A 13,393-nucleotide genomic window follows, 5' to 3' on the forward strand; every position below is an offset into this window, starting at 1 on the left:
AACTTTTCTTTAAATAAAACCTTTATTTTTGCAGTACAATTCACTTTTAAAAGATTAGAATTATGAAATACAATCCAATTGACAACAAACTCTTTATAAAAAACAGAAAAAACTTCGCTAACAAAATGAAGAGTAACAGCTTAGCTGTTTTCAACTCTAACGACATTTACCCAATAAGTGCCGATAGCACTATGCCTTTTGAGCAGCATCGCGACATTTTTTACCTTAGTGGCGTTGACCAAGAAGAAAGTATTTTGGTATTATTTCCAGATTGCCCAAAGGAAAAACACCGTGAAATTCTTTTTCTAAAAGAAACAAACGAACACATTGCCATTTGGGAAGGAGAAAAACTTACTAAAGAAAAAGCTTTTGAAACTAGCGGAATAAAAACAGTTTACTGGTTACAAGACATGGAAAAAATCATGTTTGAAATCATGACACAATGTGATACTGTTTACATTAACACCAACGAACATTACCGTGCCAATGTAGAAACCGAAACGCGTGAAGATCGTTTTTCAAAATGGTTAAAAGATAAATACCCTGCACATAGCGTAGCAAAAAGCAACCCTATTTTACAACGTTTACGCTCTGTAAAAGACCCAATTGAATTAGATTTAATTCAACAAGCTTGTGATATTACCGAAAAAGGATTTCGTAGAATTTTAAATTTTGTTAAACCTGGTGTTTGGGAATTTGAAATTGAAGCGGAATTTATGCACGAATTTTTAAGAAACAGATCTAAAAAGTTTGCTTACACACCTATTGTAGCTTCAGGAAACAATGCAAACGTTCTTCACTATGTAGAAAACAACCAACAATGCAAAGCTGGCGATTTAATTCTATTAGATGTTGGTGCTGAATATGCTAATTACTCTAGTGACATGACAAGAACCATACCCGTTTCTGGTCGTTTTACAGACAGACAAAAAGCCGTTTACAATGCTGTGCTAAATGTTAAAAACGAAGCAACAAACATGCTTATACCAGGAACTGATTGGGCTGCTTATCATGCTGAAGTTGGTAAAATAATGACAGGAGAACTATTAAACCTAGGCTTACTTGATAAAGCCGATGTACAAAATGAAGATCCGGAATGGCCCGCTTACAAAAAACATTTTATGCATGGCACTAGCCACCACATGGGACTAGACACACACGATTACGGTATTTTAACAGAGCCTATGCAAGAAAACATGGTATTTACTGTGGAGCCTGCTATTTACATTCCAAAAGAGGGTTTTGGCATTAGATTAGAAGATGATGTTGTTATCCAAAAAACTGGATCTCCTTTTAATTTAATGAGAAATATTCCTTTAGAGGCTGATGAAATTGAAGACCTAATGAATTCTTAAAAAACTAAAAAAAGTCAACACAAACAAAAAAAAAGCTGCCCGAAAAGGCAGCTTTTTTTATATCTAAAAAATCAATTTAACCATCTATTTAAAGTTTCGTATAACTGCTCCTTAATAACAGGTTTAGACAGAAAATCTACACAACCTTTCTTATAACATTTTTCTTTTTCATCAGGCATAACATAAGCCGTCTGCATAATAATTTTTGTTTCAGGTTTTATTTCTAATATCCTTTCCATCGCATCAATACCATTCATTTCTGGCATTCTGATGTCGAGCAAAACAATATCGATATGCGGATTATCCTTAAATATATCTACGGCCGATTTTCCGGTGTTTGCAAAAAGAATATCAGCCTCCGTCTTTTTTAATACAATTTTAAACAACAATTGTATTAATGCATCATCTTCTGCAATTAAAATAGTTTTACCTTTTAAAAACGCTTCACTAATTGGAGCTACAGCTTTCTTGGCTTCCTTTTTAAATGCTGTTGATTTTAATGGTATAGTAAAATCAAATCGAGTACCCTTACCTAACTCTGACGTTAGTTTAATTTCCCCTCCCAAAAGCGTAACAATCCCTTTGCTAATAGAAAGCCCTAAACCTGTACCACCATATATTGCACTGTTATCATAATTTACCTGTTTAAAACGCTCAAACACCTCATCGTGCTTACTTACATCAATACCAATACCTTCATCTTTTACAAAGAATTTCAAGTAATCGCCCTCAACTGTAAAACCAAAAGAAATTTCTCCTTTTTCTGAAAATTTTAAAGCATTATTCAATAAATTAGAAATAACTTGCTGCAATCTTTGCTCATCAGTAATAATAACCAGTTTTTTTAATTCTTCTGGAACATAAGATTTTATTACAATATCATCTTTTCCTTTTACCGCCTTTAATTGATTGTATGTTATTTCAAGATTTTTTATAAGCTTAACCAGATGGCAATCCTTATAAACAATTTTAATTTCGTTAGACTCTATTTTTGCAATATCAATAATATCATCAATTAAATTTAATAATTGCTTTGAGCTTCCGTCAATAATCTCTAAATATTTTAATCGCTGTTTCTTGGTAATATCATCGTTTCTTAACAACTCAGCAAAACCAATAACACCATTCATAGGTGTTCTAATTTCATGACTCATATTAGCCAAGAAATAATTTTTATGGATACTTGCTATTTCAGCCTCTTTTCTTGCCTTAATAAGCTCAGCTTCATATGTTTTATGTTGCGTAATATCTTGTACTGCTCCTTTAAGCGCTATAATTTTATCGTTTTCATCCCTTACAGCCTCACCCATAATACAAAGCCAACCTTTTTCGCCACCATTTTTCACAATCTCTAACTCTAAATCATAAGAAACCCCTTTGGTTTGACAGTCTTCAATGGCTTTTGATACAGTTTTCCAGCTAGACTTAGTAAACAGTCTACTACTCGACTTAACATCTGGCGGAGGCAAACTAGGGTCAAAACCATATATTTTATACAGCTCCTCTGTCCAACGTACCTTCCCTGTCTCAACATCTAAATACCAACTTCCAACATGGGTAATTTCTTGAGCACGGCAAAGCTCTGCTTCACTTTTCAGCAATTCTGCCTTTTTATTTTTCAACTCAGTAATATCTGCAAATGTAGCAGCAAACTCACCTCTAGCCGGACTAAACAAATGTACCTGATAATGCTTGCCTTCTTTAGTTGAATACTCTTTTATATATTGTTCTTTATCAGAAATTGCAGTTTCTCCAAAGGTTGCTATCCAATCTCCAGGATCATCTTGGATGTACGGCATAATATCCATTAACCTATTGCCTACAAAATCTTTTCTTTCTAAACCTATTATTTTCTCAAATGCCGAATTAGCATCTATATAGATCCAGTCTATAGGTTTACCCGTTTTATCTGTTATAATTTCACCATGTAAAAACCCTTCGTTTAAATTATCGAAAAGACTTTTATACCTAAGCTCAGACGTTCTAAGCTCTTTTTCGGTTTCTTTAAGCTTATTAATATTATTTAATGTAATAACAATACCGCTTATTTTTTTAGATGAAGTAACAAACGGACTTGCTCTAAATAAATAATTATTTCGATTTCTATCACTTAACTGTTTTTCTATTGTAATAAGTTTTTCCAAAACCAACCTAGAATCTTCTATAATTTCTGCCCTAGTGTCTTCCATAAAGTTAGATGTAAAACTAGAAAGCGGCCTACCATAATCTGATTCATGTAAATTAAAAACCTCTTTAAGTGCTGGCGTAAATTTTCTAATACGTAATTCTGTATCTAAAAACAAAGTTGCAATTTCAGTGTTATCGAGTAAGTTTGTTACATCGTTACTTAAATTTGTAAGCTCTTTATTTTTCTCTTGCATTTCGGAGTTTACTGTATACAGTTCCTCATTTACAGATTGCAGTTCCTCATTTGTACTTTGAAGCTCTTCGTTAGACGCCATAAGCTCTTCGTTAGAAGATTGTAATTCTTCGTTACTAGTCTCTAGTTCTTCAATAGCATTTTGCAATTCGGTTTTTACAACTTTAAGTTCGTTTTCTAAATCTTCTAAACGCTGGTTAGATGTCTCATCAACATCTATATTTTTAATAACCACCGGAACTTCATACTCTAAAACTTTATCATTCGTAAACTCGATTAAATAACAGCCATTTAAATCATCATTAATACTAGGTTTATTAAATTTTAAATCGAAAGAAAAATTTTCTGCTTTAGTTTTATTAATAACACCCTTGATAATAATATCTTTCTTTTCACTTTCAAGCCTTCTAACACCACTTCTGATAAGTCCTGCAATATCTGCATTTACTATTTTTAATAGATTATTTTGAAAAACACCTTCGCTATGAGACAAACGCTTTCCTGCATCTCCATTAATAAAAAGTATATTAAAGTTTTTATCTACAAATATAGATGCCGGACTAAATTTTTTACTTAAATATTTATGAAACACCTGTTCTGGGTTTTCTTTTACTCTAAAATTAGGAGATTGCCTTGTTGTGACAGGAGTCTTGTAAGAAATTGTAGAAACCCTTTCAAGACTATTATTTTGAGATGGATATTTTTTTGTTTCCGAAATATTTTGAAATATTTTCCACTTTACATCAATAGTTTTAAAATACGTTGATACCGAACCCAAAGACTCACTATTACCCAAAAACAAATAAGAAAACTTGTTTAAAGCAAACTGAAAATTATGCATTACTTTCTTCTGGATAGTATTATCAAAATAAATAAGTAAGTTTCTGCAAGAAATTAAATCCATTCTAATAAATGGAGGATCCTTAATTAAGTTATGACTAGAAAACACAATTTTCTCTCTAACACGTTTTATAATTTGTATTTTATCACCAATTTTTAAAAAATATTTATCTAAATATTTTTTTTCAATCTCATTAGCAATATTAATATTATACATACCAGACCCTGCAACCGTTAAGGCTCTCGGATCTATATCTGTACCAAATATTTTAAAATCAATATTAAGCTTATTGCTTTTAATATAGTCATCAATTAAAATGGCTATAGAATATACTTCCTCTCCTGTAGAACAACCTGCAATCCATACTCGAACAGCATCATCCTTATTTTTGGATTCACAAATTTTTGGTATCACTTTAGTTTTTAACAAACTAAAAGCTTCCGTATCTCTAAAAAACCGAGTGACACCAATTAAAAAATCTTCTTTAAGCGCCTGTTTCTCCTCTACATTACTAGACAAGAAGGTGACGTAATCGAACAAATGTTCAATATTATTAATATTCATTCGCTTTTCTACCCTACGAATGAGTGTGTTTTTTTTATACTCTCTAAAATCGATTCCAGAAAACTTGTAAACAATAGTAAAAACACTATTTAATATAGCGTTATCAGATTTTTCATCATATAATTCTAAGTCTAGCAATGGTTTGTTTATTAAACTTTTACTAATAATTTCAGCAATTTTTTCGGGGTTCGAAATGTAATCAGCTAAATTAGTCGTTATTGCAGAATTAGGCATACCATCAAATTGAGCAGAAGCTGGGTCTTGCACAACTATAGCTCCACCTTGTTCTTTTATGGTATGTATACCTCTCGAGCCATCGGAGCCCGTACCAGACAATATAACACCCATTGATTTTTCTTTATACTCCTCTCCTAGAGTATGGAAAAAGATATCTATCGGTAAATTTAAATTATTTTTAGGTCCTTTATCAAGAAGAAACAACTGATTACCTTTAATATGAAGGTTTTTATTTCGTACATTTAAATAAATACAATTCGGTTTTATAACCTGCTTATCTTCTGCAGTATAGATAGGCATAGCTGTATGCTTGCTAAGCAACTCAGGCATTAAACTTTTAAAATCTGGAGACAGATGCTGAACAATAATAAATACCATCCCTGTATTGTTTGGCAAATGATCAAAGAGTGTCTGTATAGCATCTAAACCACCTGCAGAAGCACCAATACCAACAACATACAAGTCCGAATTTTTAGTTTTCATCAAAAAAAGAAATTAGACACCTAAAATATAATAAAAAGTGCAATAATCTATTCGTTTTTTTTTAAAAAAACCGAAAATTCCTTCAATTTATATGATTTTCGTACGGTTATACCTCGCTATAACTGTTAAATTCACCTATAAAAATTCATTTCATCTAAATACTCCCAAACGTTTTCTGGCAACATAGGTTTTACGTTTTTTCTAGTTTTAATAGCGTTTCGAATAAACGTAGAAGATAACTCCATTATTGGAGCATTAACAACATGTATTTTTTTATGCCCCGTAAATTGAGTATTCACTTTATTATCCGAAATACGCGGGTTTACATAAATATCATGGTTTTCTAAAATAACTTCGTAGTTTTTCCATTTATGGAAACTCTTCAAATTATCTTCTCCCATAATTAATGAAAACTCGTGGTTTGGGTACTTTTCTTGAAGATGCACCAACGTATTTATCGTATAATTTGGCTGCGGTAAGCTAAACTCTATATCACTAGGTTTAAGCTTATCGTAATCTTTAGTAGCTCGATATACCAACTCAAGTCGTTGATAATTATCGAGCAAACTACTTTTCTTTTTAAATGGATTATGTGGCGTTACTACAAACCAAACCTGATCTAAATCACTATGTTCGGCTATATGGTTTGCGATAACCAAATGCCCAATATGTATAGGGTTAAACGACCCAAAATACAATCCAATTTTCATTAACAACTTATTTTAAGAATTCACAAAATCACTTACTAACGCTTTAGCTTCTGTAAGCGCATGCTCTAGAGTATCATTAACAACAATAACATCAAAAAGTGGTGCTGTTGCCAGCTCGGCCGATGCTTTAGCTACGCGCATATTAATTTTATCGGCACTTTCTGTTTTTCGTTTTTTAAGTCTAATTTTAAGCTCATCTATACTTGGTGGCTTAACAAAAATAGCTAAAGTTTCTTCTGGGAATTTTCGTTTAATTCGTAACCCGCCAGAAACATCTATATCAAAAATTACATTTTTACCTTTTGCCCAAATGCGTTCTACTTCGGTTTTTAAGGTACCATAAAAGTTATCGCGATAAACCTCTTCCCATTCTAAAAACTCATCATTTTTAATTTTAGATTTGAATTCGCTAGCCGAAAGAAAATAATAGTCGGTTCCATCTATTTCGGTGCCTCTACTTTCTCTAGAAGTCGCAGAAATAGAAAACTCTAAATTCAACTCTTCTAATCCTAATAAATGTCTAACTATGGTTGTTTTCCCCGAACCAGATGGTGCAGAAAACACTATTAGTTTGCCTTGTTTTTTATTTGTTGCTGCCATAAAAAATGATGATTTTCTTTAAAGTACGTTTAATAACTGTTCCTTAATTTTTTCTAACTCATCTTTCATTTGCACAACCAATTGTTGCATTGGTGCATAATTACTTTTTGAACCAATAGTATTTATTTCACGGCCCATTTCTTGACTAATAAACCCTAATTTTTTACCGTTAGATTCTTCCGAATTTATCGATTCTATAAAATAATTTAAATGATTTTTTAAACGCACTTTCTCTTCAGTGATATCAAATTTTTCAATGTAATACACCAATTCTTGCTCAAAGCGATTTTCATCATATTTTTCTTTAAGCTCGGCAACACCTTTATGTAAACGCTCGCGCACACCTTCAACTCGCTCCGGATCCATTGTTATAACTTGCTCCAAAACACTCCCAATAGTATCTATACGATTAATAAAATCTTGCTCTAGCACCTTACCTTCGTTTAATCGGTAACTATTTAAATCGGCAACAGCAGTATTAATTTCTTTCGAAATGGTGTTCCATTCGTTTTCGTCTATTTCTTCACGAACCGTATTTAATGCATCAGGAAATTTAACAGCCATTTTTAACAGCTCAATTTCGCTACCTTCTACAACTTGCCTTAACTGCTCCATGTATTGCTTAACAACAGGTGTGTTAATTTGGGTAGATGTATCTTCTGCAGTAGCTTCAACATAAATAGAAAAATCGACTTTACCACGTACCAACTTATCGGCCAGAAGTTTTCGAATAGAAAGCTCCTTTTCTCTATAAATAGAAGGCATTCTAGCATTTAAATCTAAACTTTTACTGTTTAAAGATTTTAGTTCGATTGTTATTTTTTTCGTAGGTAATTGTAATACAGATTTTCCGTAACCTGTCATTGAATAAATCATACACCAAATTATATAAGTTGCACAAAGGTAATTAAAACCAAATGGATAGAAAACCGTTTATTAAATGTTAAAATAGATTCTTTGTTAAAAACATACATACCTATTGAATATATTATTGATATTTTTGTTTTTCTCTTAAGTTTAAAACCAACTAAATGAAACAATACGCACAAGCATTTTTAGTAATTTTTATGATTACTGCTGTTTTTGGATGTAAAAATAAAAATAATGAAGCTATTAAGATTTCTGATAAAACTGAAGCCATAATCGCTAAAAAAGCAATAACCGACAGCATAACCAATAACCCGCCAAAAGGTATGGTTTGGATTCCTGGAGGTGCATTTTTACAAGGTGCCGTACCTCAAGATGAAGCAGCTATGGATCATGAAAAACCTCAACACCCAGTAAAAGTTGATGGTTTTTTTATGGATATCACCGAAGTTACCAATGCCGAGTTTGCTAAATTTATTGATGCTACAGGTTACGTAACCATGGCTGAGCGTGAAATTGATTGGAACGAAATGAAAAAACAACTTCCTGAAGGTACTCCAAAACCACACGATTCTGTTTTAAAACCGGGTTCTTTAATGTTTAAAAAAACAAAATCGTCGGTTCCTAATCTATACGATTTCTCACAATGGTGGCGCTGGTCTATTGGTACAAACTGGAAACACCCAAGCGGACCAGATAGCAATATAGAAGGTAAAGTCAACCACCCTGTTGTACATGTTTGCTATGAAGATGCTGAAGCTTACTGTGTTTGGGCAGGCAGACGCTTACCCACAGAAGCCGAATGGGAATTTGCTGCAAGAGCAAATCAACAAAACACAACTTATTTCTGGGGAGATGACCGCTCTGTTTTATCAAAACAAGCTAATAGTTGGGAAGGCGAATTCCCTGTAAACAACACACTAGAAGATGGTTTTGAACGCACAGCTCCGGTAAAAACTTACCCTGCAAATAATTTTGGATTATTTGATATGGCTGGTAATGTTTGGGAAATGACTACCGATTGGTACAACCTAAATTACTATAACGAAGTTGCTGCTACAAACACAACATTGGTTAACCCAAAAGGAGCAGATAAAGCATATAACCCTAATAACCCATACATACAAGAAAAAATTATTAAAGGTGGTTCTTTTTTATGTAGCGACTCATACTGTGCTAGCTACAGAGTATCATCGCGTATGGGCACAAGTTTAGACTCATCTGCAGAGCATGTTGGTTTTAGAACCGTTGCTACTCCAGACATGTTAGCTAAAAAGTAAAAGTAAAAAAATCAACTTAATAAAACCTTCATTTAATGCTCTAAAGGTATTAAAATGGAGGTTTTTCGTTTTAGGAAATTTTCAGGAGAAAAACTAACGTCTTCTATTTGGTAAAAGCGGTGGCGGCTCTCCGTTAAACGGGTTCCATCGGCTAATGCTTTTGGCCTCTAAACCTGCAGCACTCATTATTGCTCGATCGCCAAAACGTTCCCGCATTTTATCTATAGCTTCAGTTAAATGAATTTGTTTTTCATTATCCTCAAACAAGTTAACTTGGTGGCCTCCTTCTACTAAATGGCTAAATTTCACTCCAATTAAACGCACCAATAGTCGACGGTTATATAGTTTTTTGTACAAATCTAAAACAACCGGAATAATATTATGATCCATGGCGCTATACGGAATACGCTGCTGCTGGGTATAGGTTTGAAAATCGGAATACCTAATTTTAAAAGTAACACAGGCGGTTAACTTATTCCCTCTTCGTAATTGGTAAGCTAAATTTTCGGTCATGGCTACAATAATTCCCTTTAGCTTAGAGATGTCGGTAGTATCTTTATTGAAAGTACGCTCGGTAGAAATAGATTTACGTTCCTGATATTGCACTACCGGACTATGGTCTATACCATTAGCTTTTCTCCAAATACTTAAACCGTTTTTGCCAAGCACTTTATGCATTAAATCCATTGGCATATCTTGCACCGTTTGAATTCGCTTTACTCCTAAATCGCAAAGTGATTTATAAGTAACCTCGCCAACCATTGGTATTTTACGCACAGAAAGTGGTGCTAAAAAAGGTTTTTCGGTACCCGATAAAATATTGATTTCATTATTAGGTTTCGCTTCTCCTGTTGCTATTTTAGAAACCGTTTTGTTAATAGATAAACCAAAGGAAATAGGTAAGCCGGTTTCCTTCATGATGCGTTGTCGTAATTCCGATGCCAATTTATGACAACCAAAAAACTTATCCATTCCGGTTAAATCGATATAAAACTCGTCTATAGATGATTTTTCATAAAGCGGCACACTCTCCTTAATAACGTCGGTAACATCTTTAGAGAAATTACTGTAAATTCCAGAATTCCCACGTAAAACAACAGCCTCCGGACAAAGTGATTTTGCCAAACGCATAGGCATTGCAGAATGAACACCAAATTTTCGAGCCTCGTAACTGCAAGACGCCACAACACCACGGTCTGATGTACCACCAATAAGCACAGGCTTCCCTATTAAACGACTATCGAGTAGGCGCTCGCAAGACACAAAAAAGGTGTCTAAATCCATGTGAACAATAGATCGGTTTTTACTCATATTGGGGTGATTTATGGCCGTAAAACCATGGTGATAATTCTGCATTAAAATTACCATAAAATAAAATACAAACGTCACTTATTTTACTCAAAAACCGAATATAAACCTAAAAAAAGAGGTAAAATACGCTACCCAATTGATTACTAATAATTTGAATTTTTCAATAATTACCACAGCTATCAAAGTATTAATAGCGACAAAATAATCAAAGATTTATTGTTAATAAATAATTATTTCGCACGTTATATATTTCAAACTTCATCTAAAATAATTTGCTTTTATAAATGAAGAAAAACGAGTCATTAATTAAGCGTCTCCTGAAAGAGCTTAAATATGCGTCGGTATTCATCGGACCAGCTCGAAGCTTCAACAAACCCATGACTTTCCAATGGAAAAACAGCGAGTTCCCATTTCTCTTTTTTCAGCTCAATTAAACGTTGAGATAATCGAACCACGTCTTGAAAATGGACATTGGTATCAACCATACCATGAAGTATTAATAAGTTCCCTTTTAAACCTTCAGCAAAATACAAAGGCGAACTTTGTTGATAAGCTTTAGGATCTTCAAAAGGTGTATTTAAAATAGGTGCTGTATAGCCGTGATTGTAATGTGCCCAATCTGTTACAGAGCGCAACGCCGCACCACTTTTAAAAGTATCGGGCGCGTTAAACATAGCCATTAAGGTAATAAACCCGCCGTAAGATCCGCCGTAAATACCAAGTCTATCTTTATCGATACCTTGGTTTTCTACTAGATATTTAGCACCATCTACTTGGTCGTCTAAATCTTGCCCGCCCATGTGGCGATAAATTGCGGTTCGCCAATCGCGACCATAACCTTTACTAGCTCTATAATCTATAGCTAAAACCGTATAACCATTATCTACCAAAATATTATGAAACATATATTCTCTAAAATAACCCGGCCACCAACGGTGCACATTTTGTAAATAACCTGCGCCATGAACAAATATTACGGCGGCACCATTTTTTTTAGCTTCGGTAGGTTTGTACAGTGTTGCAGGAACTTTTTCGCCATCGCGAGCAGTGAAGTTTATAATTTCGGAATCTATCCATTTATAAGATTTAAAAGCATCGGTGGTCGACTCTGTTAACTGCGTCATTTTCGCTCCAGCTTTGTTAGGCATCACATATAATTCCCAAGGTTTATTAGTGTAAGAATAACGAATAGCCAGCTTAGTTTCATCTGGAGAAATGGTTACTTCATGCCCACCTTGGCGCGATGTAATTTGTAACATTTTGCCTCCTTTTGCAGGCAAGTGATAAAAGTGTTGTTCATGCGGACTCACTTTATTGCTTGTTATAAAAAAGGTTTTATGATCTTTTGATAAGCTAACCTCCTGAATTTCGAATTCACCCTGAGTTAACGCTTTTATTTTACCCGAATTTATGTTGGCTGCATACAAGTGTGAATAGCCTGTTTTTTCAGACTGAAACCAAACGTTACTTTCGTCTATCCAGCCCATTTCGGCACGAGAAAACCAACCCACTCCAGGGCCACCAATCCATGCATCGTCATGTTGTTTATCAATCTGTTTTAAACTTCCATCTTCTAGATTCACCAACATAATCCAGCGGTCTTTATTATCTTGAGATGTGATATTTACTATTGCTTTTCCATTACCAGAAAACACAGGACTACCTATTTCCACACCTCTCGGGTCATCAAAAGTATCTTTATATTCTGATGGATTTTCAGCATATTCTTTTAAGTATTTTGGTTTGTCTTTAATACCGCTTAGCTCATCGGTTTTTATTTGATAGGCTTCTCCGGTTTTAATATTTAAAATCCAAGATTCGTAGCTATTTGGAGTAACCCCAACTTTAGGTCTAGCATTTAAATTTTCGGTATAACCGCTTTCGGTAACATAACTAGGTACGTTAGTGTTTTTATGTTTTTGAGGAATACTTAAGCTATAAATTACAAAGTTTAAATCGGCAGAAATATCAAAATCAACCAAATTTTTATCTTCTAAAAATATAGGTTTAGGATGATTAGAAACCAATTGTTCGTTTCTATATGTTCTGGCGTCAGTTTCGTTTTTACGCTTATCGAGGATATTAAAATATTGTAATTGATCGTCTTCTAGCCATTGCTCTTTCTCGCTAAGTTTAGATTCCTCCTTTTCACTTCCCGTTTTAAAATTAGTGAGTTGCGTAATGGTACCATTGCTAATATGCCATTGAAACAAATTATTATCTCGCTTATAAACAATCGATTTTTCATCACCTGCAAACACAGGGTTAGACTCTCGAGCAATAGTATTTGTAATTTGTTTTTTAGAATAGTTACTGGTATTCATTAAAAACAAATCGCCATCTTTTTGGTAAACCATCCATTGTCCGTTTTTGGAATATTCACCTAAATTTGATTTTTGCTTAAGCACTTCAAACGATGATTTACTTATTTTTTGGGATTTAATATCTACTTGATAAGTAGACGGAATCGTGTCGTTATCGGGATTCCAACTAAAATAAATAGACTTACTGTTATCGGCCCAGCTAACACTTGTTGGTAAATAACCTACAAAATCGTCTCCTTGCATAATCTCATCAATACTAAGGGTGGATTCATTATTAACCTGCCCGAAAGTAAATGCTGTAAAAGCAAGACATAAAAGTGCTATAAGTTGTTTCATATTGAAATTTTAAGGTTTTTGAAGTAAGCGAATTGTTATGTTACGAATTTAGCGGTTTTAGATTGAAGAATGAAACACCTTTTTAAAGTAGTTTAAATATTGTTT

Annotated in this window: 8 protein-coding genes; 2 read left to right on the forward strand and 6 right to left on the reverse strand. The window is 33.6% G+C overall.

Annotation, left to right across the window (positions count from 1 at the left end; translation table 11 throughout):
- Window positions 1–62 precede the first annotated feature (62 nt).
- Complete coding sequence (locus GQR98_RS05355; RefSeq protein ID WP_159018604.1) at window positions 63–1,355, forward strand: aminopeptidase P family protein; 1,293 nt, start codon at window positions 63–65, stop codon at window positions 1,353–1,355.
- Window positions 1,356–1,426: 71 nt separating this feature from the next.
- On the opposite strand, the gene GQR98_RS05360 is transcribed toward GQR98_RS05355, so the two are convergent.
- The 4 genes from GQR98_RS05360 to GQR98_RS05375 all read right to left on the reverse strand — a co-directional run bounded on the left by GQR98_RS05360 (window position 1,427) and on the right by GQR98_RS05375 (window position 8,046).
- Complete coding sequence (locus GQR98_RS05360; RefSeq protein ID WP_159018605.1) at window positions 1,427–5,860, reverse strand: chemotaxis protein CheB; 4,434 nt, start codon at window positions 5,858–5,860, stop codon at window positions 1,427–1,429.
- Window positions 5,861–5,991: 131 nt separating this feature from the next.
- Window positions 5,992–6,570 (reverse strand): nicotinate (nicotinamide) nucleotide adenylyltransferase, encoded by a 579-nt coding sequence (gene nadD / locus GQR98_RS05365; protein ID WP_159018606.1) that lies wholly within the window; start codon window positions 6,568–6,570, stop codon window positions 5,992–5,994.
- A 12-nt stretch (window positions 6,571–6,582) separates the two neighbouring features.
- A complete protein-coding gene (gmk, locus tag GQR98_RS05370; RefSeq protein ID WP_159018607.1) occupies window positions 6,583–7,170 on the reverse strand; it encodes a guanylate kinase in 588 nt (195 codons plus the stop codon).
- Window positions 7,171–7,188: 18 nt separating this feature from the next.
- Complete coding sequence (locus GQR98_RS05375) at window positions 7,189–8,046, reverse strand: YicC/YloC family endoribonuclease (protein WP_159018608.1); 858 nt, start codon at window positions 8,044–8,046, stop codon at window positions 7,189–7,191.
- Window positions 8,047–8,201: 155 nt separating this feature from the next.
- Here GQR98_RS05375 and GQR98_RS05380 point away from each other — a divergent pair, with 155 nt between their 5' ends.
- Window positions 8,202–9,317 carry a formylglycine-generating enzyme family protein gene (locus GQR98_RS05380; RefSeq protein ID WP_233268082.1) on the forward strand — a complete coding sequence of 372 codons (1,116 nt, stop codon included), beginning with the start codon at window positions 8,202–8,204 and terminating at the stop codon, window positions 9,315–9,317.
- A 93-nt stretch (window positions 9,318–9,410) separates the two neighbouring features.
- Here the strand turns inward: GQR98_RS05380 and dinB are convergent, their stop codons facing one another.
- Both dinB and GQR98_RS05390 read right to left on the reverse strand, forming a co-directional pair.
- Window positions 9,411–10,628 carry a DNA polymerase IV gene (dinB, locus tag GQR98_RS05385; protein WP_159018609.1) on the reverse strand — a complete coding sequence of 406 codons (1,218 nt, stop codon included), beginning with the start codon at window positions 10,626–10,628 and terminating at the stop codon, window positions 9,411–9,413.
- A gap of 302 nt (window positions 10,629–10,930) precedes the next feature.
- Window positions 10,931–13,288 (reverse strand): prolyl oligopeptidase family serine peptidase, encoded by a 2,358-nt coding sequence (locus GQR98_RS05390; protein WP_199270269.1) that lies wholly within the window; start codon window positions 13,286–13,288, stop codon window positions 10,931–10,933.
- Window positions 13,289–13,393 lie beyond the last annotated feature (105 nt).

Origin of the sequence: Algibacter sp. L3A6, from assembly GCF_009796825.1 — a bacterium.
GTDB lineage: Bacteria > Bacteroidota > Bacteroidia > Flavobacteriales > Flavobacteriaceae > Algibacter.